At 59.7% G+C, this 25,423-nt stretch carries 26 protein-coding genes; 16 read left to right on the top strand and 10 right to left on the bottom strand.

What is annotated here, in order from left to right; translation table 11 throughout:
* Nucleotides 1-37: 37 nt before the first annotated feature.
* Together ACIP66_RS09665 and ACIP66_RS09660 are read left to right on the top strand one after the other, a co-directional pair.
* The gene (locus ACIP66_RS09665) at nucleotides 38-1,369 is read left to right on the top strand and encodes a PLP-dependent aminotransferase family protein (protein ID WP_400647457.1); all 1,332 of its coding nucleotides are present in this window, start codon (nucleotides 38-40) and stop codon (nucleotides 1,367-1,369) included.
* A gap of 65 nt (nucleotides 1,370-1,434) precedes the next feature.
* Entirely contained in the window at nucleotides 1,435-1,821 is a 387-nt protein-coding gene (locus ACIP66_RS09660) for a c-type cytochrome (RefSeq protein ID WP_400647454.1), read from the top strand.
* Between the two features lie 74 nt (nucleotides 1,822-1,895).
* Here the strand turns inward: ACIP66_RS09660 and ACIP66_RS09655 are convergent, their stop codons facing one another.
* A complete protein-coding gene (locus ACIP66_RS09655; protein WP_400647451.1) occupies nucleotides 1,896-2,786 on the bottom strand; it encodes a LysR family transcriptional regulator in 891 nt (296 codons plus the stop codon).
* 160 nt (nucleotides 2,787-2,946) lie between these two features.
* On the opposite strand from ACIP66_RS09655, the gene ACIP66_RS09650 reads away from it, so the two are divergent.
* The 3 genes from ACIP66_RS09650 to ACIP66_RS09640 all read left to right on the top strand — a co-directional run bounded on the left by ACIP66_RS09650 (nucleotide 2,947) and on the right by ACIP66_RS09640 (nucleotide 5,772).
* Nucleotides 2,947-4,248 carry an FAD-binding oxidoreductase gene (locus tag ACIP66_RS09650; RefSeq protein WP_212544671.1) on the top strand — a complete coding sequence of 434 codons (1,302 nt, stop codon included), beginning with the start codon at nucleotides 2,947-2,949 and terminating at the stop codon, nucleotides 4,246-4,248.
* 52 nt (nucleotides 4,249-4,300) lie between these two features.
* Nucleotides 4,301-5,389, top strand: a complete 1,089-nt coding sequence (locus ACIP66_RS09645) for a polyamine ABC transporter substrate-binding protein (RefSeq protein WP_400647449.1) — start codon at nucleotides 4,301-4,303, stop codon at nucleotides 5,387-5,389.
* A gap of 89 nt (nucleotides 5,390-5,478) precedes the next feature.
* Nucleotides 5,479-5,772 carry a hypothetical protein gene (locus ACIP66_RS09640; RefSeq protein ID WP_400647447.1) on the top strand — a complete coding sequence of 98 codons (294 nt, stop codon included), beginning with the start codon at nucleotides 5,479-5,481 and terminating at the stop codon, nucleotides 5,770-5,772.
* On the opposite strand, the gene ACIP66_RS09635 is transcribed toward ACIP66_RS09640, so the two are convergent.
* Both ACIP66_RS09635 and ACIP66_RS09630 read right to left on the bottom strand, forming a co-directional pair.
* Nucleotides 5,773-7,416, bottom strand: coding sequence for a diguanylate cyclase (locus ACIP66_RS09635; protein WP_400647444.1), 1,644 nt, complete (start codon nucleotides 7,414-7,416; stop codon nucleotides 5,773-5,775).
* A gap of 144 nt (nucleotides 7,417-7,560) precedes the next feature.
* The gene (locus tag ACIP66_RS09630) at nucleotides 7,561-8,127 is read right to left on the bottom strand and encodes a chorismate mutase (RefSeq protein WP_400647441.1); all 567 of its coding nucleotides are present in this window, start codon (nucleotides 8,125-8,127) and stop codon (nucleotides 7,561-7,563) included.
* Nucleotides 8,128-8,297: 170 nt separating this feature from the next.
* Between ACIP66_RS09630 and ACIP66_RS09625 the strand changes: the two genes are divergently transcribed.
* The 3 genes from ACIP66_RS09625 to ACIP66_RS09615 all read left to right on the top strand — a co-directional run bounded on the left by ACIP66_RS09625 (nucleotide 8,298) and on the right by ACIP66_RS09615 (nucleotide 11,154).
* Nucleotides 8,298-9,656: an MATE family efflux transporter gene (locus ACIP66_RS09625; protein ID WP_053121529.1), complete on the top strand. Its 1,359-nt coding sequence runs from the start codon at nucleotides 8,298-8,300 to the stop codon at nucleotides 9,654-9,656.
* A 92-nt stretch (nucleotides 9,657-9,748) separates the two neighbouring features.
* The gene (locus ACIP66_RS09620; protein WP_400647437.1) at nucleotides 9,749-10,306 is read left to right on the top strand and encodes a YceI family protein; all 558 of its coding nucleotides are present in this window, start codon (nucleotides 9,749-9,751) and stop codon (nucleotides 10,304-10,306) included.
* A gap of 161 nt (nucleotides 10,307-10,467) precedes the next feature.
* Nucleotides 10,468-11,154 (top strand): GNAT family N-acetyltransferase, encoded by a 687-nt coding sequence (locus ACIP66_RS09615; RefSeq protein WP_053121525.1) that lies wholly within the window; start codon nucleotides 10,468-10,470, stop codon nucleotides 11,152-11,154.
* Here the strand turns inward: ACIP66_RS09615 and ACIP66_RS09610 are convergent.
* Entirely contained in the window at nucleotides 11,151-11,777 is a 627-nt protein-coding gene (locus tag ACIP66_RS09610; RefSeq protein ID WP_400647434.1) for a TetR/AcrR family transcriptional regulator, read from the bottom strand. The two genes, ACIP66_RS09615 and ACIP66_RS09610, sit on opposite strands and share 4 nt — an antisense overlap.
* 85 nt (nucleotides 11,778-11,862) lie before the next feature.
* Here ACIP66_RS09610 and ACIP66_RS09605 point away from each other — a divergent pair, with 85 nt between their 5' ends.
* The gene (locus tag ACIP66_RS09605) at nucleotides 11,863-12,450 is read left to right on the top strand and encodes an NAD(P)H-dependent oxidoreductase (protein WP_400647432.1); all 588 of its coding nucleotides are present in this window, start codon (nucleotides 11,863-11,865) and stop codon (nucleotides 12,448-12,450) included.
* A 96-nt stretch (nucleotides 12,451-12,546) separates the two neighbouring features.
* Here ACIP66_RS09605 and ACIP66_RS09600 read toward each other — a convergent pair whose 3' ends face one another.
* Nucleotides 12,547-13,665: a P1 family peptidase gene (locus tag ACIP66_RS09600; RefSeq protein ID WP_400647429.1), complete on the bottom strand. Its 1,119-nt coding sequence runs from the start codon at nucleotides 13,663-13,665 to the stop codon at nucleotides 12,547-12,549.
* Between the two features lie 294 nt (nucleotides 13,666-13,959).
* Between ACIP66_RS09600 and ACIP66_RS09595 the strand changes: the two genes are divergently transcribed.
* Entirely contained in the window at nucleotides 13,960-14,733 is a 774-nt protein-coding gene (locus ACIP66_RS09595) for a helix-turn-helix transcriptional regulator (RefSeq protein WP_212544662.1), read from the top strand.
* 114 nt (nucleotides 14,734-14,847) lie between these two features.
* On the opposite strand, the gene ACIP66_RS09590 is transcribed toward ACIP66_RS09595, so the two are convergent.
* On the bottom strand, nucleotides 14,848-15,789 hold the full coding sequence (locus ACIP66_RS09590) for a class I SAM-dependent methyltransferase (RefSeq protein ID WP_400647426.1): 942 nt from the start codon (nucleotides 15,787-15,789) through the stop codon (nucleotides 14,848-14,850).
* Nucleotides 15,790-15,988: 199 nt separating this feature from the next.
* On the opposite strand from ACIP66_RS09590, the gene ACIP66_RS09585 reads away from it, so the two are divergent.
* Together ACIP66_RS09585 and ACIP66_RS09580 are read left to right on the top strand one after the other, a co-directional pair.
* Nucleotides 15,989-16,402, top strand: a complete 414-nt coding sequence (locus ACIP66_RS09585; protein WP_053121513.1) for a response regulator — start codon at nucleotides 15,989-15,991, stop codon at nucleotides 16,400-16,402.
* A gap of 56 nt (nucleotides 16,403-16,458) precedes the next feature.
* The gene (locus tag ACIP66_RS09580) at nucleotides 16,459-17,124 is read left to right on the top strand and encodes an HAD family hydrolase (protein ID WP_400647423.1); all 666 of its coding nucleotides are present in this window, start codon (nucleotides 16,459-16,461) and stop codon (nucleotides 17,122-17,124) included.
* Nucleotides 17,125-17,235: 111 nt separating this feature from the next.
* Here ACIP66_RS09580 and ACIP66_RS09575 read toward each other — a convergent pair whose 3' ends face one another.
* Nucleotides 17,236-17,895 carry a methyltransferase family protein gene (locus ACIP66_RS09575; protein WP_400647420.1) on the bottom strand — a complete coding sequence of 220 codons (660 nt, stop codon included), beginning with the start codon at nucleotides 17,893-17,895 and terminating at the stop codon, nucleotides 17,236-17,238.
* 205 nt (nucleotides 17,896-18,100) lie between these two features.
* On the bottom strand, nucleotides 18,101-19,048 hold the full coding sequence (locus ACIP66_RS09570) for a LysR substrate-binding domain-containing protein (protein WP_400647418.1): 948 nt from the start codon (nucleotides 19,046-19,048) through the stop codon (nucleotides 18,101-18,103).
* A 112-nt stretch (nucleotides 19,049-19,160) separates the two neighbouring features.
* On the opposite strand from ACIP66_RS09570, the gene ACIP66_RS09565 reads away from it, so the two are divergent.
* Genes ACIP66_RS09565 through ACIP66_RS09555 form a run of 3 tightly spaced genes read left to right on the top strand, consistent with a single transcriptional unit; the run spans nucleotide 19,161 to nucleotide 21,411 of the window.
* Nucleotides 19,161-20,183, top strand: a complete 1,023-nt coding sequence (locus ACIP66_RS09565) for an aldo/keto reductase (protein ID WP_400647415.1) — start codon at nucleotides 19,161-19,163, stop codon at nucleotides 20,181-20,183.
* Nucleotides 20,180-20,977 (top strand): SDR family NAD(P)-dependent oxidoreductase, encoded by a 798-nt coding sequence (locus ACIP66_RS09560; protein WP_053121494.1) that lies wholly within the window; start codon nucleotides 20,180-20,182, stop codon nucleotides 20,975-20,977. Before ACIP66_RS09565 ends, ACIP66_RS09560 begins: the two co-directional genes overlap by 4 nt.
* A 23-nt stretch (nucleotides 20,978-21,000) precedes the next feature.
* Nucleotides 21,001-21,411: an SRPBCC family protein gene (locus tag ACIP66_RS09555; protein WP_159814704.1), complete on the top strand. Its 411-nt coding sequence runs from the start codon at nucleotides 21,001-21,003 to the stop codon at nucleotides 21,409-21,411.
* A 400-nt stretch (nucleotides 21,412-21,811) separates the two neighbouring features.
* On the opposite strand, the gene ACIP66_RS09550 is transcribed toward ACIP66_RS09555, so the two are convergent.
* Complete coding sequence (locus ACIP66_RS09550; protein WP_400647412.1) at nucleotides 21,812-23,206, bottom strand: sensor histidine kinase; 1,395 nt, start codon at nucleotides 23,204-23,206, stop codon at nucleotides 21,812-21,814.
* A complete protein-coding gene (locus ACIP66_RS09545; RefSeq protein WP_212544654.1) occupies nucleotides 23,184-23,867 on the bottom strand; it encodes a response regulator transcription factor in 684 nt (227 codons plus the stop codon). Before ACIP66_RS09545 ends, ACIP66_RS09550 begins: the two co-directional genes overlap by 23 nt.
* 309 nt (nucleotides 23,868-24,176) lie before the next feature.
* Here ACIP66_RS09545 and ACIP66_RS09540 point away from each other — a divergent pair, with 309 nt between their 5' ends.
* The gene (locus ACIP66_RS09540) at nucleotides 24,177-25,109 is read left to right on the top strand and encodes a hypothetical protein (protein WP_053121485.1); all 933 of its coding nucleotides are present in this window, start codon (nucleotides 24,177-24,179) and stop codon (nucleotides 25,107-25,109) included.
* Nucleotides 25,110-25,423 lie beyond the last annotated feature (314 nt).

The raw sequence follows: 25,423 nt of genomic DNA, 5'->3' as shown, positions 1-25,423 counted from the left end.
TCAGGACAATCAAAGAATTGTCATGGATACAGCCGACATGCCGCGCTCCCGATACAAGACGCTGGTTGATACTTACGCCGATGACATTCGCTCGGGTCGCCTGTCGCCGGGCACGCGCCTGCCGACGCACCGGCAATTGGCGGCGAGCGAAGGGCTGGCGCTGGTCACCGCTTCACGGGTTTATGCTGAGCTGGAGGCAATGGGCCTGGTCAGTGGCGAGGCTGGGCGCGGCACCTTTGTGCGAGAAACCTCGTTGTCACCGGGGCAGGGCATCGATCAGAAGGATGTCGCGGTCGGCATGATCGACCTCAATTTCAACTACCCGTCGTTGCCCGGTCAGGCGGATCTGTTGCGCACGGCGCTGCGGCAGTTGGCGTTGTCGGGCGATCTCGAAGCGTTGCTGCGCTATCAGCCGCACGCCGGTCGCGCTCATGAGCGCGCGTCGGTCGCGCAACATCTGCTAAGCCGTGGCGTGCAGGTCGAGGCCGAGCAAGTGCTGATCGCCAACGGTGCGCAGCAAGGGCTGGCGGTGACGCTGATGGCGTTGCTCAAACCGGGTGATGTGATTGCCGCTGACGCGTTGACCTATTCCGGGTTCAAAGTGCTGGCCGAAGCGCTGCATCTGGAAGTGGTGGCGATCCCGCTGACCGCGCACGGCCCGGATTTGCAGGCACTGGACAAGCTTTGTCGGCAGCGCTCGGTGCGCGCCGTTTACAGCATGCCGACGTTGCACAATCCGTTGGGTTGGGTGGCGCCGCATGAGCAGCGTGAGCAACTGGTGGCGATCGCCCGACGGCATGATCTGACAATCCTCGAGGATGCGGCCTACGCCTTTCTGGTGGAAAACCCACCGCGCCCGCTGATTGATCTGGCGCCCGAGCGCACGGTGTACGTGTCCGGACTGTCGAAAAACATCGCCACCGGTTTGCGCGTCGGATTCATCGCCGCGCCCGTGGGGATGGTGCCGGCGCTGGAACGCGTCATTCGCGCCACGACCTGGAACACGCCCGGCGTGATGACTGCGATTGCCTGCGGCTGGCTCGACGATGGCACCGTCATTGAGCTTGAGGAACAGAAGCGCAATGACGCCAAGGCACGGCAAAAATTGGCCGCGGAATTGCTCAAAGGGCTGTCGTGCATCGGCCATCCGTCTTCATACTTTTTATGGCTGCCACTGCCGGAAGATGTGCGCGCCGATCAGATCGTCGTGGAACTACAGCAGCATCAGATCTCCGTCACCACGGCCGAACCGTTTGCGGTGTCCGCCCATGTGCCGCACGCGATTCGGCTGGCGCTGGGCTCGGTGGACATGGCCGTTTTGCGTCAGGCATTGATCACCGTCAGAAAGATCATCGGCGCTTACCTGTAAAAAACTGCCTTGCACAAAATGTTAGGCTTGCCGCAATTGTGTAGCGCCTGTTTTTGGATCGTTCGATGAAAACCACTACCTTACTGTCTCTGGCCTTGAGCCTGATCGCCACCTGCTCATCCGCCCAAGCCGCCGGCGACCCTGAAGCGGGGGCAAAAATCTTCCCGCGTTTGTGCGGTGGTTGCCATCAGGTCGGTGAGTCGGCCCGCCCCGGTTTCGGCCCGGAACTCAACGGCATCGTCGGTCGGCCTGCCGGTACTTCAGCCAATTACGTCTATTCCGACGCGATGAAAAACTCCGGCGTGACCTGGGATGCCGACACGTTGAGGGCGTATCTCAAAGACCCGAAAGGCGTGGTGCCGGGCACGCGGATGATTTTCTGGGGCCTGAGCGATGAAGAGAAACTCGACAACCTGCTCGCCTACCTTCAAACCTTCTCGGAACACCCGTAGGAGCTGCCGAAGGCTGCGATCTTTTGATCTGGTTTTTAAGGGCAAGATCAAAAGATCGCAGCCTTCGGCAGCTCCTACGGGGATTGGGGGTTGAGGGTTTGTTTGGTGAACCATTGCATCACCGATGCACACGCCGGGTGCGTCGCCGCTGACGGCTGCAAGCACAGCGAATAAATGCCGCCGGTTTTCAGCGGTGGGCCGAACGGCACCACCAGCACGCCGCGCTCCAGCGACTCCGCCGCCAGCGTCATGTCCGTGACCGCCACGCCCAACCCGCGCGCCGCCGCATCCAGTGCCAACTCATCAAGATTGAACGGGATGTGCCGGTAATCCTCCAGCGGTTTGCCGTTATTCGCCGCCAGCCATTCGAACCACGCCTGACGATCAGCCGAGCGATGCAGCAAGGCAAAACGCTGCAACTCGTCCACTGATCGTGGTGCGCCCGGCAGATTGGGCGCGCACACCGGCACCAGCGTTTCTTCAAACAGCGTCAGATACGCCGGGTCGCTGGTCGCTTGCGGCAGATACAAAATGTACGCGTCGCTGTCGCTGGCCGGCTCAACCACTTCGGTGGCGACCGTCTCAATCGCCAAGGAAACCTCGGGATGGCTGAGGTAAAAGTCGCTGAGTTTGGGCAGCAGCCAGCGCACCGCCAGTGACACGTGCATGCGGATGCGGAATGGCCGCTCCTGTGGGGCGAGGCGCTCTTCGAGATTTTTCAGTTGTTCGAGAATGCTGCGCGCGCTGGCCAGCACCTGCTCGCCTTCTGCGGTGAGGCGCAGGCTGCGGCTGGTGCGGATAAACAGCGCGACATTGAAGTGACCCTCCAATTGCTGAACTTGCCGACTGACTGCGCTTTGGGTCAGGCACAGCTTCTGCGCCGCCAAGGTGAAGCTGCCGCAATCGGCGACTTCGACCAGTGCCTGCATGGCCTGAAGGGACGGTACGTGGCGAATTTTATCCATGCGATTTCAGAATGGCTCGATGATTTTATAACGTTGGTCGGTCTGACGAAGACCTTATAGATTCTAGCTCTGGCGGCGATCTTCTCAAGGTGTCCATGCGATTCACGCATGCACTTTACACAGAGGCAAGCCGTTGAACGACAGTCTTATGAGGTGATGCATGGAAAACATATGCGGCTGGATCGCGCAGGCTGGCCATTCGCCGGAGCGCGGTCGCCTGAGCGGCGCGCAGAAGGCCGATTGGCTGGTGATTGGCGCCGGCATTACCGGGCTCAGCGCTGCACACACGCTCGCCGACATGCACCCGCAGGCGCGCATCGTCGTGGTCGACCGGCAGCGCGCGGCGCAAGGCGCTTCAGCGCGTAACTCGGGGTTTGTCGTTGCTCACGAACACCCGGCGCACAGCGAATTGATCGGCACCGCCGGATTTGCCGGGTTCGAAACCGACACGATGATTTCCCGGGCGGCCAGCGAAGAAGTCCGTCAGCGCATCGGCCAGCACGCGATCGAGTGCGACTTTCGCGACAGCGGTTATTACTTTGCGGTCAATGACGCGGCCAAGCTTGATCATGTCGAGGCCAAACTGGCGACGTTGCGCGCGCTCGGCGCTCGGGCGGAATTTCTGCAGGGCGAACAACTGGCGCAAAAACTCGGCACCCGTCACTACGCCGCCGCGATCTGGTGTGGCCATGGCAATGCGCTGCTGCAACCGGCCAAGTATGTGAAAGGTTTGCTCAACGCACTGCCGGGCAACATCACCGTGTATGAGGACACCGACATCGCCAGTGTCGAGCGTCTGAGTCAGGGCGGGCTGCGCGCCAACGCGGCTAACGGCAGCGTGGAAGCGAAGAAAGTGCTGGTGTGTCTGAACGCGTTTATTCCTCGGGTCGGCATCAACGACAGCGGCACATTCCCCATGGAACTCAGCGCCAGCCTGACGCGGCCGCTGACCGATCACGAGTTTCAGGCGATTGGCGCGGTCGAGCCGTGGGGCGTGCTCTCGACCCGGCCGCTCGGCGCCACCGTGCGCCTGACCCCGGATCGCCGCGTGATGATCCGCAACACCGCCGAATACCGCACGCGCGACCTGTCCAACGGCGCACTCGCGCAACGTCGCCAGCATCATGTACTTGGATTGCAGCGGCGTTTTCCCTTCCTCGACGAGCGCGACATTCAATTCACCTGGACCGGCCACTTGAGCGCTACCCGCAGCGGTCAGGCGTATTTCGACCGGGTGGAAGAGGGCGTGTACGCCGTGGCGGGTTGCAACGGTTCCGGCGTTGCGCGCGGAACCTTGTGGGGCCGACTCCTGGCAGAACTGGCCTCGGGCGTTGACTCGCCACTGCTGCAATCGGTGATGCAACGCGCCGAACCCGGCTGGTTGCCGCCGCGTCCTTTCTTCGACATCGGTGCCATGCTTCGCATGCGCGTGGAGGCGGTCAGGGCCAGAACAGAAATCTGAAAATCCGCGTACCGCAGAAGAACAAAAGCCACTTCCTTTCAGGTGATAGAACATGCGCATCAATACGCTCACCCTGGCGATCGCCCTCGCTGCAACGTCGGCGGCCGCTTGTGCCGACGAAACCGTCAATATTTCCAACTGGAACAGCTACATCGCCCCGGACACGCTGGCCAATTTCACCCAGACCAGCGGCATCAAGACCACTTACGACATCCACGACAGCAACGAAGTGCTGGAGTCGAAGTTGATGACCGGCAACACCGGTTATGACGTGGTCAGCCCGTCGAACCACTTTCTCTCGCGCCTGATCAAGGCCGGGGCGATCCAGAAACTCGACAAGTCGCAACTGCCGAACTGGAAAAACCTCGACCCGGTGCTGATGAAGAAACTCGAAGTCAACGATCCGGGTAATCAGTACGGCTACCCGTACATGTGGGGCACGGCCGGCATTGGCTACAACGTCGAAAAAATCAAAGCGATCTTCGGCAACACCGACATCACCCGCTCGTGGAAGATGTTTTTCGACGAAGAGAACATCAAGAAACTGAGCCAGTGCGGTGTGGCGATCATCGACAACCCGACACAGGTGCTGCCAATCACCCTCAACTACCTCGGCTTGCCGCCGCACAGCCACGAACCGGCCGACTACAAACAAGCCGAGCAGGCCTTGCTGAAAATCCGCCCGTACATTCAGTATTTCCACGCCTCGAAATACATCAGCGACCTGGCCAACGGCAACGTCTGCGCGGTGATCGGTTTCAACGGTGACATTGTTCAAGCGGCGGCGAGCGCCAAGGAAGCCAAAAACGGCATCGACATCGCCTATTCGATCCCGACCGAAGGCACGACGTTGTGGTTCGACATGATGGTCATGCCGAAAAGCGCGCCGCATGAAAAGAACGGCTACGCCTACATGAACTACCTGCTCGAACCGAAGGTAATTGCCAACATCAGCAACAGCATCCATTACGCCAATCCGAATGCGGCGGCCAATGAGTTTCTCAATCAGGACGTGATCGGCGATCCGGCGATTTATCCGCCAAAAGAAGTGATGGACAAATTGTTCACCGTCGAAGAACTGCCGGCAGCGATTGCGCGGCTGACGACGCGGTTGTGGACGAAGTTGAAAACCAATACCTGACCCCCCGCGACAACGGTGACACTGGTGGGATGGGCGATTTTGAGTTATTGCTGACAGCGCGGCATGTCGCCGAAACCAAGGAGCTTTCCATGAAATCTTTGTTGCTGGGAGCACCTTTGTTGCTCATCGCATCAGTGGCCCACGCTGCCATCCCGATGCTCAATGCCACTTGCCCGGGCAAGATCGAAGTTCACGCCGATGAGGGCGGGCCGATCTATATCAATGGCAAGGAAGCCAAGCTGAAGAAATTCAACGACAACTATTTCGAGGCCAAAGGCGCGAGCGTGACCATTTCGCTGAGCATCAATCCCGATGGTTCACCGGGGGTGTCGTACACCGGGAAGAACAAGGCCAACGGGATCTGTGAAGTGAAGCAGGGCTGATCAGGCGATCTGATTACGCCCGGCGGCTTTTGCCCGGTACAGCTGTTGGTCAGCGCGTTTGATCAGCAGGGTCTGGCTGTTGTCAGCCGGATCCGCCAGGCCGATGCCGATGCTGACGGTCATGTTGCCGACATGAGGGAAATGCGCGTTGGCGATGGCTGTGCGGATTTTCTCGGCGACCACTTCAGGGGTATCCGGTTGCGCGACTTCCGGCAACAACACCGCGAACTCTTCACCACCATAGCGCGCCACGAAATCGGTGCTGCGGGTGCTCTCGCGAATCAGTTGCGCCAGTTGCACCAGCACGTCATCACCGATGGCGTGGCCGTAGGTGTCGTTGATCCGTTTGAAATGATCGGCGTCGATCAGCAGCAAGGCAAACGGGCGGCCGGTACGGCGGAACAGCAGGTTGTACTCGGTAAGCTTTTCGTCGAAGCGACGACGGTTGAAAACGCCGGTCAGGGAGTCGTGAGTCGCCAGACTGAGCAGTTCGGCGTTGGCTTGGGTGAGGGCCGCCGTGCGCTGCGCGACGGTGGCTTCCAGCGAGGCATTGGCGTCCTGCAACTGACGTTCTTTGCCGAGCAGTGATTGCGTCATCGCATCGATCGACTGGCCGAGTTGGGCAATCTCCTGCACCGGATGTTGCAGCGGGAAGTGTGCGCCGGGCTGATTGTTCTGTACGCGTTTGGCCGAGCGAGCGAGTTGTTCAATCGGGCGGCTGAGGTACAGCGCCAGGTAGTACGCCACCAAGCCACAACCGATTGCCGCGAACACGCCCAACAGCAACAGTTTGTAGAGCAGCAGGCGAGCCGGTTGCAGGGCAGTGTCCAGCGGTTGGCGCACAGCAATCGACCACGACAATGCAGTGCTCGACGGTGTCGGCACGGTCACGCGACTGGTCAGATAGCCGTTGCCGACCGTCCAGCCCGGCGAGTTCGGATCGTTGGCCGCGACCTGTTGGCCCATCAACGCCTCCGGGTACAGCACTTTACCGTCATGATCGATGATCAGCGCTTCGAGATCCGGCGCCGAATCCTTGTGCGACACCGCTGCCGATTCGACAATCCGCGTCACCCAGCTCCAGTGTGCGTGAGCCCCCAGCACACCAATCACTTGGCCCTCGGCGTTGTGAATCGGCGCGGCGAAGTCAATGAAGCGCAACGGTTCGCCATTCGGCAATCCCGGCAGCAATTTGGCGAGTAACACGGCTTCGTGCGGATCACCGGTGTACTCATTGCGCAGACCAGCCTGGAACCACGGCCGTTGTTGCACCGATTGACCGACCAGCAAACCGTTTACGGCCTGATGCACGAGACCGTCGGCATCGGCCACGCCCATCCACGCATATTCGGCGCGAGCCTGGGTGCGCAACTGCATCGACTTGAGAATCGCCGGGTTGTCCAGATCGCCGCGCTCCAGATGCGGCGCTCGACTGAGCAAATAAACCTCAAGTTGCCGCTCGCGCAACTGTTCGCCAAGCAATGCCGCCGCCGAGCGCGCGGTGCTCAGCAGCGCATTGCCACTGGCCTGTTTCATCTGCTCGGTGGCGATATGACCGACGTAGAAACCCACGCTCAGCAGCGTCAGCAGGGATAAACCGGCAAACCAAAGAGTGAGATGGCTACGCAGACTGGCTTTGAGCATGGGCGAGCGGATTCTGTTTTGAAGTTGTGGCCGGATGGTATGCGCAATGATCGACCGACCGCCAGTCGTCACTTGCGCCAGGATTTGTCAGACACGTCGCTGACCCTTGTAGGAGCTGCCGCAGGTTGCGATCTTTTGACTTTATTACCTCGCCGCCCGCACACACAATTCACCGGTGCCCCGCATCAACGCCAACTCATGCAGCGCATCCCGCGCCAACCCCTTGCGCGCTTCCGCCAGCCAGCTCGAACAATTCGGATCCCGACGGTAAGGCGCGAAATCAGCGTACTGCTGCAACAATCGGCTCTGCAGCTCATCCAGTCGCGGCCGAATCTGCTTGCCCAGATCCGGGCGTGCAGTGTCCGGCGCCACACCCGCCGCTTGCCATTGTGCGAGCAAACCGTACTGCACCAGTTTATTGGCCTCCATTTGCGCAGCAATCAATTGCGCCACGTCTTCAGCATCAAGTTTGCGCTCGGCGGCCAGCGTGCGCGCATTGGCAATCACCTGCGCTTCACGCGCGCTGTCCTGAATCGGCTTGCCGCTGTCCCACTTGGTCAGCGCTACCAGATCGCCGATGTTCAGGCGCTCGTTCAACGTCATCAACAATGGCTTCAAGGCTTCGGGAGCAGCGCTGGGCGTGGCGGCGCAAGCGCTGCCGGCGAGGAGAGCGAGGAGGGCGCTGGTCAGCAGATTTGTAACGTGCGGCATGAGCAAAATCTCAATCACGAACAATGGGTGGAGTGTTGTTTACCACAGACTCCGGCATCGCTTCAGGGCGAAATTAAACACGAAGCTTAAATGTTAATTGCGCCCCGCCGACAACTCATCGAAGCTATCCTCCTTAAGCCTTCCTGCCGTCGAGATGGACCTCCTGCCCCATGCAAACCCCAGCCGTCACCAAACCCCTCTGGCAAACGTATTTGTTGTTCCTCGCCCCGATGGTGTTGTCGAATTTTCTGCAGTCGATGTCGGGCACGGTGAACAGCATTTACATCGGCCAGATGCTCGGCACTCAGGCGCTGGCGGCGGTGTCGGGGATGTTTCCGATCATCTTCTTCTTTATCGCGCTGGTCATCGGCCTTGGTGCGGGCGCGGGCGTGTTGATCGGTCAGGCGTGGGGCGCGCGCGAGCCGCACATGGTTAAAGCCATCGCCGGCGCAACGTTGTTGCTGGGTGTGCTGATTGGTTTGATCGCGGCGGTGCTCGGCAGTGTGTTCGCGCGGCAGGCGTTGACCGGATTGGGCACGCCGGCGGATGTGCTGGACGATGCGGTGGCCTACGCGCACGTGATGATGTGGATTCTGCCGTCGATGCTGGTGTTTGTGCTGTTCACGCAATTGCTGCGCGGGGTGAGCGACACACTGTCGCCACTGCTGGCGCTGATCGTCTCGACCAGTGTAGGCCTGGCGCTGACTCCGGCGTTGATTCGCGGCTGGTTTGGCCTGCCGCAACTGGGCATTCAAAGTGCGGCGTACGCGGGCCTCGCCGGTAACCTCGCGGCGATGGCGTGGCTGGCGTGGCGCTTGATCCGCAAGGGCCATCCGCTGGCGCCGGATCGAGAGTTTTTTGCAGCGCTGCGGCTTAACGGTGCAATCCTCGGCAAGGTGCTGCGTATCGGCCTGCCGACCGGCGTGCAGATGATTGTCCTGTCGTTGTCGGAACTGGTGATTCTGGCGCTGGTGAATCAGCACGGTTCGCAGGCAACGGCGGCGTATGGCGCGGTGACGCAGATCGTTAACTACGTGCAGTTTCCGGCGTTATCGATTGCCATCACTGCGTCGATTCTGGGCGCACAGGCGATTGGTGCCGGGCGTCTGGAGCGCATGGCGCCGATTCTGCGCACGGGTTTGCTGATCAACGTGTGCCTGACCGGTGGGTTGATTGTGCTGGGTTATCTGCTGTCGCACTGGTTGCTTGGCTTGTTCCTGACCGAAGACTCGACCCGGGCGATGGCCGAGCATCTGCTGCACATCATGCTCTGGAGCCTGTTGGTGTTCGGCTTCCAGGCGATCATCGGCGGGATCATGCGCGCCAGCGGCACGGTGCTGGTGCCGGTGATCATTGCGATTATTTGTGTGGTCGGCGTGCAGTTGCCGGCGGCGTACTGGCTTGATGGCCAGTACGGTTTGCAGGGTGTGTGGATGGCGTTTCCGGTGGCGTATCTGGGGATGCTGGTGTTGCAGACGCTGTATTACAAATTGGTGTGGAAGCATCAGAAGATCGAGCGGATGGTTTGAACTTCAAACCCTGATCCCGAAGTGGCGTAACCGGCGGATGTTTGCTTAAGTCAATCGAGGCCCTCGACGGCAAGCGCTGCCCGGAGAATCCCATGTCGATCCGATTGCTGCTCGCTGCCGTGCTTTGCCTGTGCGCCGTGCCGATTGCGCAGGCGGTTGAATACAACCGGGTCAACACGACCGCCAGTCAGATCAGCTTCACCTATAACCAGATGGGCTCGCGGATGTACGGCACGTTCGGCAAGTTCGAGGCGACGCTGAGCTTCGATTCCGACAATCTCGCCAATGCCCATGCCACGCTGCACATCGACCTCACCAGCATCGATGCCGGCAGCGAAGACGCCAACACCGAACTGGTGAAACCGGCGTGGTTTGACACGGAAAAATTCCCCGTCGCGGTATTCGAATCGAGCCATTTCACGAAAGTGGCCGAAAACCGCTATCTGATTGCCGGCCAGCTCACCCTCAAAGGCATTACCCGCGACGTGCAGGTGCCGGTTGAATTGAAGCCGGAGAACGCCATCGGCATTTTTGACGGTGAGCTGCTGCTCAAGCGCGACGAGTTTGGGCTCGGCGCGGGGGAGTGGGCGGACACGGTGGTGTCGAAGGACATCGCGATCAAAATCAAAGTGGTGGCGCCGCAGCAGTAATACCTCCCCGATTTTCCAATGTAGGAGCTGCCGAAGGCTGCGATCTTTTGATCCTGTTTTTAAAAGACAAGATCAAAAAATCGCAGCCTTCGGCAGCTCCTACAGGGGTTGGCGCAGGGACAAGGTATGATGTCGCGGTTTTCTGCCGGAGTTCAGCTGCCATGCCTCGCATCACCCACTACAAATCCCCATGCCCCGAGGGCGTCAACAGCCAGATTCTGCAAATGGTCGTCGACTACCTGACCGACATCAGCGCGGTTGGCCTGGGCCCGAGCAACCTGCTGTACAACGTGTATCAGTACGCGGTGGGCTACGAGGTGCATTTGTATCTGGAAGCGTTGAATGGCGACAAGGGCACCGAAGTCGAGTTGCTGGTGGCGACCGCCGATGAAGATCCGGAACAGGTGATCGGTTTCCTTTTGTACCTGCCGGTGCAGGGCGACTGGGAAGCGTGCAGCGTCGCCTACATGGCGGTGCGCGAAGGGCACCGGCGGCAAGGCGTGGCGCGGGCGATGATCGGTGAAATGCTCGGCCGTTATCCGCATGCGGAGCTGGGCTGCACGGTCGGCAAAGTCCCGTATTTCGAAGCGCTGGGCTTTGAGGTGATCGGCTCGCGTGAAACTCAAGTGCTGATGAGCACCCGGCATTACCGCAGCAACGGCTTGCGCGGTTTCATCGACACCACGCCGATTTACCGCTCACTGGAAGTGCAGCAGATTCACACGTATCTGCTACAGAAAAACAGCAAGCGCGCGATGCTCGATGCCGAGAAGCAGCGCGATCGCCATCTGGATCAAACCACTCGCCACACGGAAGAATTTGTCCGTCAGCGACTGACCCTGCACTAGAGCCTGACAGTGGCGCGTTCGACCATTGCGATGATGGTTGCGAACAACTCGTTGATCGCGTCCTCGGCGCTGATTTCACCGTTGGCGGCAGCGTGCGACAGCGCTTCGGCGGCGCCGAGCATTGCACGCAAAGCGGCTGCGGTAATCAGTCCACCATTAGCGTAGGGCGCCAGGTCGCGGCGGCACTTTTCGAGGAAGATCGCCTCGTACTCCCGCTTGATTTTCTCCAGTTCCGGGGTGCTCGCCAGCGCGGCGATGATCCCCGGAATTTCCGTTCCCTGAAACATCACACAATCGACATACGCCTTGGCAATCACTGAGGCGGTGCCGACGAGTGTCGGCTCGCATTCGGCGATCGCGGCGTCCATCACCACGGTCTGGCGTGCATCGAAATCGCGGTACAGCGCCGCGAGTAACCCTGCGCGGGTGACGAAATGGTCGTAGACCACGGGTTTGGTCACGCCGGCCTTTTCGGCGAGATAGCCGAGGGTCAGCGCATCGGTGCCCTCGGCGCGGATGATCTGCCAGGCGACATCAAGCAACTGGCGCAGGCGATCCTCACGGGAAAGGCGTTTGCGCGGTTGCGCGGGGGAATTCTGTTTGGTCAGTTGATCAGTTGACATGGTTTATATACCAAAGGTAACTTAAGCTTCGTAACTTACCAAGAGTATATAAGCCTTGGTCTGCCTCACCAACCGGAGAATTGCCATGCACGCATTGATTGTTGTTGCTCATCACGATCCGCGCTCACTGACCCACAGCGTTGCCACACAAATTGCTGCCGGCCTGACCGAAGCCGATCCGGCCAACACCTTCGAGATCGCCGATCTCTACGCTGAAGGCTTCGAACCGCGTTTCGGCGCAGCGGATTTTGCCGTGCATCATCGCGAGGCCTCGCCGCCGGAGGATGTGCTGGCGGAACAGGCACGCATTGATCGCGCCGATGCGTTGGTGCTGGTTTACCCGGTTTACTGGTGGTCGATGCCGGCGCTGCTCAAGGGCTGGATTGATCGGGTGTTCAGCAATGGCTGGGCGTTCGATTTTGCGGGTGACTTGAAGCATGTGAAGTTGCTGCAGCGTTTGCGCGTGCACCTTGTACAACTCGCCGGGGCGGACGAACGCACCTATGAACGTCACGGTTACGGTGCGGCGATGAAGGCGCAGATTGAACACGGGATTTTCGATTACAGCGGGGCGACGGTGCTGAGCTCGACGTTGCTGCCGGAGTCAGAATTGCGCGAGCCGCAGGCGCAACTCCAAGTGGCCCGGAAACTCGGTTATCAGATGTTCACATAACCCCTGTAGGAGCTGCCGAAGGCTGCGATCTTTTGATCTTGAAAAACAACATCAAAAGATCGCAGCCTTCGGCAGCTCCTACAGGGATTTGTGGGGTTATCGCGAGCCGGGCCAGCCTGCCTTTTCGAGGGCGGCGAGCAAGGTTTGTGCATCCAGCCCCTGAACCGAATGGCCATTGCCTTCAGTGCTCTCGCTGGCCAGCAAGGCATTGATGATCGCTTCCTCAACCGCCTCGGTGGCGGCCAGAAACAGCTCGCTGATGTGATCGTTATTGACCATCCGCAAGCCGTCACACGTCGGCGCACCTTTGCTTTCATAGGCCGCCGGCGGCACGTGATCATTACCCGTGGCGAAGGCGATAAAGATGTCGCCGCTTTGATCTTCATTGCCGCCACCGGTGCGCGCCAGACCGACGCTCGCCCGTTGCGCCAGGCGTGTGCACTGATGCGGCAACAACGGCGCATCGGTGGCCAGGCAAACCACGATCGAACCCATGCCAGGGTGCGGCAATGCGGCGCGCAAAAACGGTGAATCCTTCTGTTCCATGTAGCGCCCGACCGGGTAGCCGTCAACCCGTAACTGATTGCGAATGCCATAGTTGGCCTGGACGATCGCGCCCACTGTCCAGCCGCCCTGCGTAGCGCTCAATCGCCGCGACGAAGTGCCGATGCCGCCCTTGAATTCATGGCAGATCATGCCGCTGCCTCCGCCGACCGCGCCTTCCTCAACCGGGCCGTCGACCGCGTTGTGCAGGGCTTCGGCGACATGTTCAGGTTTGACGTGGAAGCCGTTGATGTCATTGAGCAACCCGTCGTAAGTCTCCAGCACCACCGGCATGTTCCAGTAGAGACGGCCATCGTCCGGTTGCTGCTGACGATCCAGCACAATCAGCGCATCGCGCACCACGCCGAGGCTGTGGGTATTGGTGAAGGCGATCGGACTGGTCAACAAGCCCGCCTCGCGAATCCACTCAAGACCGCTGGCGTCACCGTTGCCATTGAGCACATGCACGCCAGCGAAACACGGTTGCTGGTTGGTCGAACCCTGACGCGGTTCGATCAGGGTGACGCCAGTGAAAATGTCACGACCGGCCGTGCTTTTACCGCGCACGTTGCTGTGGCCGACACGCACACCGGGCACGTCGGTGATCGCATTGAGCGGGCCGGGCTGCATCTGGCCAATGCGGATGTTGAGGTCACGGGCACGAGGTTTCATTGATTTCTGTCTCTCCATAAAAATCTTACATGTGTCGCGATCTCTGTAGGAGCTGCCGCAGGCTGCGATCTTTTGATCTGCAAAAACAACGTCAAAAGATCGCAGCCTGCGGCAGCTCCTACAGGAAATGCGTTGGTCTTGCTGATCAGTGGTCACCGGTTGATATCCCTCCGATGACCCCGCATGATTCGGCACTTCTGGCCGCTGCGGCCGGTGTTGATCAAGTGCGGTCAGCCTATCGATCCGATCGCGCCTGACCCATTCCCATCATGGGTTACACAAAAGGGGTAGAGCGTGGACGCGTTGTTGCAGGAATTGCCTGTGCATCAAAGTCTGGCGCGGGTCTTCACCTGTGTCGGGCAGGACGGATTCTGGCGGGCGCTGGTCGATACCTTGCGCCTGCTGGTGCCGATGGATAACGCCTTGGTCGCGGTGATGAAGGCGGGCCAGGCGCCGCAATTGCTGATTGATATCGACAGCAAGGGCGCTGTCGAGGAGCAGGAAAACCTCGCCGATTACACCGCCGGCATGTACCTGCTCGATCCGTTTTATCAGGCCGCTTCGGCGGGGCTCGCTGATGGCTTGCACAGCCTGGCGTCGGTGGCGCCTGACCAGTTTTTGCAGAGCGAGTACTACCAGAGCTACTTCCGCTCGGTGGTGGGCGCGGATGAACTGCAGTTCATGATTAACGTCGATGGCAGCGTTTTGGGCTTATCGATGGGACGTTCGACGCCGTTCGAAATGGCCGAGCAGGGCCGGTTGCTGTGTGTGCGCGACTGGGTGCTGGCGGCGATGCGCCGGCATGTGCAGCTATTGCCGCCGCAAGGGGCGGTTGCTGAAGTGCTGGTCGGCGATCTGGCGACGTTGCTGGATCGTTTTGATGCGCGGCTGACGGTGCGTGAAAACGACACGGCGCGGCTGATCTTGCAGGGTTTCTCCAGCAAGGCGATCGCCCAGCAGATGGGCATATCGCCGGAAACGGTGAAAGTGCATCGGCGCAATCTCTATCAAAAGCTCAATGTCACCGGACATGGTGAGCTATTCGCCCTGGTGCTGCGCCCGAACTGACTCTCCACCCCCCTGTAGGAGCTGCCGAAGGCTGCGATTTTTTGATCATGTTTTTAAGAGATCAGGATCTAAAGATCGCAGCCTTCGGCAGCTCCTACAGGGATTTGGGTTGTGTCAGGAAGTGCGTTTGAAGACGAGGGCTTTCAGGCCGCTTTCGGGATCGATGTCGGGAAATTCCGGCGGGTTCTCCAGCCGCTGTTCAAAGCGCAAACTCGGCGCCTCCTGCGTCACGCCATCAATCAAAAAGTCCGAACCAAACGCCGGATCATTCATGCAGGCCAGCACCGTGCCGTCCGCCGTCAGCAACTCCGGCAGACGCCGCAACACGCGCTGATAATCCTTGGTCAGCAAAAAACTGCCTTTCTGAAACGACGGCGGGTCGATGATCACCAGATCGTAAGGGCCGCTGTTGATCACCTTGCCCCAGGACTTGAACAGGTCGTGGCCGAGGAAGCTGACTTTGCCGGTGTCATGGCCATTCAAACGGTGATTGTCTCGACCACGGCTGAGCGCGGCGCGGGACATGTCCAGATTGACCACATGGCTGGCGCCACCCTCGATGGCCGCCACGGAGAAACCGCAGGTGTAGGCGAACAGGTTCAGCACGCGCTTGCCGTCGGACTGTTCGCGCACCCAGTTGCGCCCGTAACGCATGTCGAGAAACAGCCCGGCGTTCTGCTTGCGGCCCAGGTCGACGCGGTATTGCAGACCGCCCTCGACGATGGTCATTTCCTCGATCTCATCGCCCAACAGCCATTCGGCGGTGCTCTGCGGCAGATAACGGTGCTGGATCAGCAACGTGTGCGCTTTGGACTGCTGCCATTCGGCCGAAGAAGTGATGTTGAGCAATACGCGCTTGAGATCTTGCAGTTGCTCCGGCGCCGGTTCCTTGAACAGCGACACCAGCACCACGCCTTGCAGCCAGTCCACCGTGACCTGTTCCAGCCCCGGCCAGCAACGCCCGCGCCCATGAAACAAGCGACGGGTTTCGCCCGGTGCGCTGGCGAGTGCCGGCAGCAAATGGGCGTGGAGGGTGGCGAGGGCTTCAGGGTTCATCGGTCACGGTCGGCAAGCAAATGGGCCGGCATTTTAACCACAATTACGCCACTTCGAACGTTTGTCTCAGGATTGCCAATCCGACCATTTAGAAAACTCCTGTATCAAAAATGAATTTCTACAGAACGCGCTGCTCATACCAGATAAGCAGCGGATTCAAGCCGCTAAATCGTTAATGCTATTCAGGGAGTGCAGTTTCATGTGCCCATCACCAACGGCGGACGCGCACCTTCCTGGCGGGTTGATTCTGGTAGTTGAGGATGATCCGTTGATTCTGGAGTTTCTTTGCGAAATTCTTCAGGAGGAAGGTTTCAAGGTCGAGCCGCATAGCAGCGCCGACGCAGCCAAATTATATCTGGACGAGCACGCGCCGGAAGTGAATCTATTGCTGACCGACATCACCATGCCCGGCACCCTCAACGGCGCCGATCTGGCCAACCTGGTCGGCGATCGCTGGCCGGACAAACCGGTGATGGTCATGTCCGGTTATGAAACGCCGGAGACGTCTGGGGTCAAGCACTCGGTCGCGTTCATCAAGAAACCCTGGGCGATCGGCCAGTTGCTCGATTGCGTCGAGAGTGCCTTCAAGTCCAAGGCTCCGCGTCTGCACTGACAAGTGCTACATTGCCGGGCAAATTTGCCCGGCCCCTTGCCAGAGGATGCGACCCTTTGTCTGCTCACAATGATCTTTTCGACCGCGCGTTCGGCGCGTTCCTGTTCGACATGGACGGCACCGTCCTCAACTCCATCGCCGCCGCCGAGCGGATCTGGTCTGCCTGGGCCGTGCGCCATGGCGTCGATGTCGAGGCGTTTCTGCCGACCATTCATGGCGCACGGGCGATCGACACGATCAATCGCCTGAACCTGCCGGGCTTGGACGCGGAGGCACAAGCGGCGTTTATTACCGCAGCGGAGATCGGGGATGTTGAAGGCATTGTCGAGATTCCGGGGGCGGCGGCGTTTCTCAATCAATTGCCAAAGGATCGTTGGGCCATGGTGACGTCGGCTCCACGCGATCTGGCATTGCGGCGGATGGCGGCGGCGGGGATTCCCGAGCCGGCGGTGATGATTACGGCTGAGGATGTGAAGGCGGGGAAGCCGGATCCGGCGGGTTACTTGCTGGCGGCTAAACGTTTGGGGCTGGAGCCGGCGGAGTGTCTGATTTTTGAGGATGCAACCGTTGGGATTCAAGCCGCTGAAGCGGCGGGCGCGTCGCTGGTGATCATTACCACGACGCATCAGCATCCGCTTGAAACCGAGCACGCGACACTGGCCAGTTACGATGCGATCCGCCTCCAAATCGACAACGACGGCCTGCACCTACAGCCTGCCTGAAGCTGTCCCCCTGTAGGAGCTGCCGAAGGCTGCGATCTTTTGATCTTGTTTTTTTAAAAGACCAAGATCAAAAGATCGCAGCCTTCGGCAGCTCCTACAGGGGGTGCGGCGTTAGTAGACACCCGGTAACAAGCGCCGGCTCCGGGCGCAGTAGGCGTCATACTCGGCGCCAAACTGCCCGCGCAGCAGCGCCTCTTCTGAATGAATACGCGCAATCAACGGGATCAACGTCAGCGCCGCCAGCAGCAACCCGACAGTTGAACGAAACGCCAACGCCCATCCCAGCGCATTCACCACCAACCCCAGATAACTCGGGTTGCGCAGGTGTTGATAAATCCCATCGGTCACCAACCGATGCCCCGGCTGAATCGCCACCAACCCACTGAACCGGTGGCCCAACACAAACACCGGCCACAAGCGCAACGCCCCGCCAATGATGAACAACAACGCGCCAAGCCAGCGCACACCTTCGCCGCCAAACGTCCAGAAATTCAGCCGATCGCAGTACGCGGGTAGAAACCCGCTGAGCAAACCAATCACGCCAAACGCCGGAAGCACCCAGCGATTGGCGCGATCCTCGCGTTCGCCGGAACTCAGGTTGACCTCGGTAAACATCGACGCGATCACCATCGCCACAGTGGCCAGCGCGACCACCACCAGCGAGCCGTGGGAAAAGAACATCCCCACGCCACCAATGCCCCACACCGCCAGGCCCAGATAGGCGAGGGTGGCGAGCACGGCGACCACGGTCATTTGCGCTGACATTCTCATGGCGTTCTCACGGCGGCATACACACTCTTGCAGTGTAGATCCCCGTAGGAGCTGCCGAAGGCTGCGATCTTTTGATCTTGTTTTTAGAAGAACAGGATCAAAAGATCGCAGCCTTCGGCAGCTCCTACAGTAATTGGCGGTGCACACAGAATTTGCGTACGCCACCAACCCCTGTGGGAGCGAGCCTGCTCGCGAATGCGGTGGTTCAGTCAATATTGCCGGTAACTGGCAGACCGCTTTCGCGAGCAGGCTCGCTCCCACAAGGGATCGGTTGTTCGGCGGTGAGGACTTTGCGGAAGGTTTCCACCAACGGCCGCAAATTGATCCGGTGCCACGCCGCCCACAACGGCGTAGTAAACGCCAGCCACGGCACCTCACGCAGCACCACTCCGGGCGGTGCGTTATGGCTCAGGCCTTTCTGAATCATCGCAATTCCCAGCCCCGATGCCACCAGCCCCAGCGCGGTAAATGGCTCAGTCGCCTGCATGCGCACATCCGGCGTAAACCCTGCGCGGATGCAGGCGCTGACAAACTCATCACTCGCGTCCTGCCGTGGCTGCACGCCGATCCATTCCTGATCCGCCAGATCCTGCGGACTCAACACCGCCTGCTGCGCCAGCGGGTGCTGTTCCGGCAGCGCCAGCAGCATCGGGTCATCCAGCACCTGAAAACCCAGCAGATCCGGGTCGTCATCGGTCGGCGGCTCACTCACCAATGCAATATCAAGGCTACGCTGACGCAGGCCTTCGAGTTGCTCGGCGGAACTCAGGTTGTACAGCGCGACGTGGACATTCGGCCGATCGACCCGCAACACACGCAGGGCATTGGGCAGAACCCCGGCGTGCATGGCGTTCTCGATATAGCCGATGCACAAACCGCCTTCTTCGCCACGACCCAAGCGCTTACCGAGGGATTCGAGGCGATTGGCGTGCGTGAGCAGTGCGCGTGTTTCGGCGAGAAAGGTCTGGCCATCGCGGGTCAGGCGAATGCGCTGCTGGCTGCGTTCGAACAGCGTCAGACCGAGGCGCTCTTCAAGCTGAGCGATCTGCCGGCTCAGTGGCGACTGGGAAATATGCAGCCGTTCGGCGGCGCGGCCGACGTGTTCTTCCTCGGCGACGGCGACGAAGTAGCGCAATTGGCGGATGTCGATCATGTAAGACCTATAGGGACTCAAGTACTGCGCATTATGTCTTGGACGGTCTCGGTGTCGCAATCTAGGATCTGCTCAACGGTCACGCAGACCACCAACGAATGAGGACAATCCGATGAGCTTGAAAGACAAACTGCCCGGCCAACTGGGCTTCGGCACCGCGCCACTGGGCAACATGTTCCGCGCCATTTCTGAAGCAGAAGCGCAGGCCACTGTGCATGCTGCGTGGGATGCCGGCGTGCGTTACTTCGACACCGCACCGTTTTACGGCTCGGGCCTGTCGGAAATTCGCCTCGGCGAAGCCTTGAAGCAATACAAGCGCGACGACTATGTGCTGAGCAGCAAGGTTGGCCGGGTGATTCTTGATGAAGTCGAAGACGCTGCAGCCCGCGATCTCGGCGAAAAAAGCGGCGTGTTCGAACACGGTCGCCCGAACAAAATCGTCAATGACTACAGCGCCGACGCGACCCTGCGCTCGATCGAAGACAGCCTCAAACGCCTGCAAACCGATCGCCTCGACATCGTCTGGGTACACGACATCGCTCAGGACTTTTACGGCGATCAATGGCTGGAATACTTCAATCAGGCCCGTACTGGCGCGTTCAAAGTGCTGACCCGTTTGCGCGAAGAAGGCGTGATCAAGGGCTGGGGTCTGGGCGTGAACAAAGTCGAACCGTGCGAGTTGACCCTCGATCTGACCGAAGCGCAGCCTGATGGCTTCCTGCTGGCCGGGCGCTACACGCTGCTCGATCACGAACGTCCGTTGCAACGTTTGATGGACTCGGCGCTGGCGCAGAACGTTGAAATCGTCGTCGGCGGCCCTTACAGCTCGGGCATTCTGGCCGGTGGTTCGCACTTCGAATACCAGAAGGCCAGCCCGGAAGTGATCGCTAAAGTTGAACAGATCAAACGCATCGCCGCCGCTTACAACGTTGATGTGAAAGCTGCCGCGCTGCAATTTTCGTTGGCCAATCCTGCCGTTGCTGCGGTGATTCCCGGCGCGAGCAAACCGGGCCGCATCGTTGAAGATGTCGCGGCGTTGTCGGCGGTGATTCCTGCCGGGTTCTGGCAGGCCATGCGTGAGGCAAAACTGGTTTCTGAACGTGCACCATTACCCATCGATGAGGTGAAAGCATGAAGATTGATCTGAGTGGAAAACTGGCCATCGTCAGCGGCAGCACTGCTGGGATCGGTCTGGGCATCAGCCAGTCGCTGGCGGAAGCCGGCGCCACGGTGGTGGTGATCGGCCGCGACAACGGCAAGGTCGAGCAGGCGCTGGCGAGCATTCGCGAAAAAGTGCCGGGCGCGCAATTACGCGGTCTGGCGGCCGACCTCGGCACGGCGGAGGGCGCGCAGACACTGTTCGCCGCCGAACCGCGCGCGGACATTCTGGTGAATAACCTTGGCATCTTCGACGCCGTCGATTTCTTCGAAGCGCCGGACAGCGAGTGGACGCGTTTCTATGAGGTCAACGTGATTTCCGGTGTGCGCCTGGCGCGGCATTACGTGCCGGCGATGGTCGAGCAGGGCTGGGGGCGGGTGATCTTTCTGTCCTCGGAATCCGGGGTGGCGACGCCGGCCGACATGATCAATTATGGCGTGACGAAAAGCGCCAACCTCGCGGTGTCCCACGGTTTGGCCAAGCGCTTGGCAGGCACTGGTGTGACGGTAAACGCGATTTTGCCGGGGCCGACGTTCACCGATGGCCTGCAAGACATGCTCAAGGATGCCGCCGCCGAGTCTGGCCGCAACTTGCGCGATGAAGCCGACGCCTTTGTGCTCAAGGCTCGCCCGACCTCGATCATCCAGCGTGTCGCCGATGTTGAAGAAGTCGCGCACCTGGTGACTTACATTGCTTCGCCGCTGTCCTCGGCTACCACGGGCGCTGCGTTGCGCGTCGATGGCGGCGTGGTCGACAGCCTGACTATTTGAATTCTTGAGAGAGACGTTTATCCATGGCATCTGCATCTGCACATATCGACATCCCGGCCTCGGCCGATCAGGTCTGGCAATTGATCGGCGGCTTCAACACGCTGCCGGACTGGCTGCCGTTCATTCCCAAGAGTGAACTGAGCGACGGCGGCCGTGTTCGCACCTTGCAAACCGCTGACGGCGCCGTGGTGATCGAACGCCTGCAAGCGTTCGATAACGCCGCCAAGACCTACAGCTACTCGATCGAACAGGCACCTTTTCCGGCAACGGATTATCTGGCGACGATCAAGGTTGAAGCTCAGGGGCAGGGCGCACGGGTCACGTGGTCAGGGCGCTTCACCGCCAAAGGCGTGAGCGATGAAGAAGTGGTGGCGCTGTTCACCGGCATCTACCAAGGCGGCCTCGAAGCCCTGCGGGCCAACTACCCAACCTGATCATCCACCATAAAAACCTGTGGTAGCGGGCTTGCTCGCGAAGGCGGTGGATCAGTAGACACATTTGTTGCCTGACACACCGCCTTCGCGAGCAAGCCCGCTCCCACATTGATCGCAGTTGCGCCCCGGATTTTGTGTACAGCCGAGATCCCTGTAGGAGTGAGCCTGCTCGCGAATGCGGAGGATCAGTAGACACATTTGTTGCCTGACACACCGCCATCGCGAGCAAGCTCAGCTCCTGCACTGATTTGTGGTGTGCACGGGATTTTTTGTGCGACTAAGAACCCTGTAGGAGCCGAGCTTGCTCGCGAAAGCGGTGGATCAGACGATACATTTGTTGCCTGACACACCGCTTTCGCGAGCAGGCTCACTCCCACAGGGATTGCATTCCACATGAACTTCAAGAATGGGTGATCAGGCTCTGCCGGCAGTCGAGCACCAGTTTCGCGCCGCCGAGGTCGCTGGTGCCGACTTCAAGGTTGAAGCCGTGCAAGCTGACAATCGCCGCAACGATCGAAAGCCCCAATCCGAACCCGCTCTGCGGCTGCCCACCCTCGGTGCGATAGAAGCGCTGGAACACCGCCTCACGCTCTGACTCGGCAATCCCCGGCCCCGAATCGTGCACTTCGATGCGCGTATGCCCTGCGTCATTCACACCGCGCAAAACCACGGTACCGCCCGCCGGGGTGAATTTGATCGAGTTGCTCAGCAGATTCGCCAGCGCTTCAAACAGCAGCGCCCGGTCGCCGTTCAAGGGTGGCAATGTTTCCGGCATGTTCAGTTCGAAATGCAGTTTATCTTCTTCAGCCAGCGGCAGATAAAACTCATGCAACTCCTGCAGCAATTGCACCGGATCCAGCTCGACAAAACCGGAGCGGCGCTGGCGATCTTCCAGTTCGGAAATCCGCAACAAACCACGAAACCGCGCCATCAGCGTATCCGCTTCGGCCAGTACCAAATCCAGTTGCGCTGCTTCCTGCGAGCCTTCACCCGCCTGTTGCTGCATGCGATACAACTGCGCGCGCAAGCGGGTCAACGGCGTGCGCAAGTCATGGGCGATGTTGTCGCAAACCCCCTTGACCTCGTTCATCAAACGCTCGATGCGTTCAAGCATGGCATTGACGATGGCGGCGAGCATGTCCAGTTCATCGCGGCGATTGGACAGTGGCAGGCGATGGGTCAAGTCGCCCGCGACGATCGCCTGAGCGCTGTCCTGAATCGCTCTGATCCGCCGCAAAGGTCGGCGCCGCAGCAAATGCCAACCGGCAATCCCCGGCAGAATCGTGAATGACACCCCCCAGAACAACGCATGCAGAATGATCCGCGTCACCGCGAACAGCGAACCGTTGTCACGCAGCAGTACCAGCCAGCGGCCGTCACGGGTCTGCGTGGCGACGGCGTCGCAACTGTCGTTGGGCAGGGTCGGATCATCGGAGCCCGCGCAGTCGGCGAGCATGTGAATCTTGCCGTCCAGCGGCAGACCTTCGGGGATTTGTTGCAGGGCGCCGCCAAGGTAGCGGCCTTCGACATCGAACAAACCGTAAGCATCAATGCCGCGAATGTCGAAAGTCATGCTCGCGGCGAGGGCGTCTTCCAATTGTTCGCCGCGAAAGTGCGAAAACAGATGCTGACGTTGCATCAGCGAATGCTTGGCGAGGTTATCGAGGTAGCTGGACACCTCGAAGTACATGACCCCCATGAGGATCGCGCTCCAGGCCACGAACAACGAACTGTACAGCGCCAGCAAGCGGCTGCTGGAAGAGCGCCAGCCGTCAGACGGGTTCGGCAATGACATAACCGGAGCCCCGTACCGTGCGGATCAGTGGAACATTGCCCACCGCGTCGATTTTCTTGCGCAAGCGGCCGATGTGCACGTCAATCAGGTTGGTGCCCGGGTCGAAGTGATAACCCCAGACTTCCTCGAAAATCATCATCCGCGAGAGGATCTGGCCGCTGTTGCGCATCAGAAACTCGAGCAATTTATATTCGGTCGGCAGCAGCGTCAGCACTTGTTCGGCGCGGCGTGCTTCGTGGCTGATCAAATCGAGCTCAAGGTCGGCGACTTGCAACGTGGTCGGTGGCGTATCGGCGCTGCTTTGGCGGCGCAACAGCACTTCAACCCGCGCGGCCATCTCATCGGTGGCGAACGGTTTGGTCAGGTAGTCATCACCACCGGCGCGCAAACCGCGCACGCGTTCATCGACATCGGAGAGGGCGCTGATCATCAGAATCGGTGTCGACACGCCCATGGTGCGCAGCGTTGTGACGATGGCTAGGCCATCCAGTTCGGGCAGCATGCGATCAAGGGTGATCAGGTCGTAGTTGCCGCTGACGGCACGGTCCAGGCCTTCTCGGCCATTGTCGACCCAATCCACGTCGAGGCCATGGCTGCTCAGTTCGGCAACGATTTCCCGGGCGGTCACGGCGTCGTCTTCGATGGTCAAAATGCGAGTCATGGGCAGGCCTGCTGATCGGTTGAAACGGAATGGCAGCATTTTGCCAAGATTTTTGCCTGACGCTTTAAATTAACTTTCATGAAAGGGCTGTCAGAAACGCAGATTCGCTTGCTACGGATCAATGCAGACTAATGCATAAAACCCGCTGTAATTCACAGCTTGTTGCAATTTGCATGGTCTTAGGAAGTTCATTCTTTGTAACTGATTGAAAATAAACGATTTATTAAATATCTGCATCTGGCACGGTCGCTGCAATTCCTCTCTCGAACGAGTTGTAACACCATTTTTCATGCCTGGAGCAGAACAACAATGAATAGATCCTCTGATGGGTTTTATCCTGCCTTTGAAGGAGATTCGAGCAACGTCTCAGGGGTGTCCTGGGGCGCGATCTTCGCTGGCGCGGCGGCGGCTGCGGCATTGTCGTTGATCCTTGTACTGCTCGGTTTCGGTCTGGGTTTCTCCGCTGTTTCACCGTGGGCCGGGGAGGGCGTGAGTGCCAAGGGCCTGGGTATTTCAACAATCGTGTGGCTGGCGGCGACGCAGATTATCGCTTCCGGCATGGGCGGTTATGTGGCCGGGCGTCTGCGCGTCAAGTGGGCGAACATGCACGGTGACGAGGTGTACTTCCGCGACACCGCGCACGGTTTCCTCGCCTGGTGTGTGGCAACGTTGGTCACCGCAACATTAGTGGTCGGCTCGGTCAGCAGCATTGTCAGCGGCGGTGTGCAGGCCGGTGCCAGCGTGGCGGGCGGTGCAGCCAGTGCCATGACCCAGGCGGCCGGTACCGCTGCGGCGAACACCGACAGCAACCAGTACGGTTACTTCATCGACAGCCTGTTCCGTGATGATCGCCCGGCTTCGGTCAGCGATGACGCTGCCCACGGCGCCGTGGCCCGCATCTTTGCGCAAAGCTTGGCCAACGGTCAGCTGAGTGCCGAGGATCGTACCTACCTGGCGCAGTTGGTCGCTCAACGTACTAACTTGTCGCAGGCTGATGCCGAGCGCCGCGTAGATGAAGTCTATGCCCGCACTCAGAAAGCCATCGCCGACGCCAAAGTCAAAGCTCAACAAGCGGCTGACACCGCTGCGAAAGTCGCTGCCTGGACTTCGCTGTGGATGTTCATCGCGCTGCTGGCCGGTGCCTTCTTCGCCAGCCTCGCGGCCACCTTTGGCGGTCGTCGTCGCGATGCAGTCGAGTACGTTGAAGTCGATACCTACACCACGACCACTCCAGTCCGTTAAACAAGGAGCATCACCATGCGCTCACTTCTACTGTTTTTTCTCGGCGTACCGATCCCGATCATCATCCTGATTGCGCTGTTCGTACACTGATCTATTGGGGCTTATGCCTCGGCCGCTTGCACCTTCGGGTGCAAGCGGCTTTTTCGTTTCTGCCTGAATGACCGGCTACCGATCTGGGTCAATATTTCTCTCTGGAATATTCACTAACGTATTTGATCCAGACCTTGGCTGGGCGTGAGCTACAGTGCAACAGGCGCAAGTACTGCGCTGACGTAGTAGCCGAAGCGACGCACGAATCAAATGAAGTGAACACG

The organism is Pseudomonas sp. NPDC088429, from assembly GCF_044753305.1.
GTDB lineage: Bacteria > Pseudomonadota > Gammaproteobacteria > Pseudomonadales > Pseudomonadaceae > Aquipseudomonas > Aquipseudomonas rustica.
This window is presented reverse-complemented; position numbering and strand designations above follow the sequence as displayed.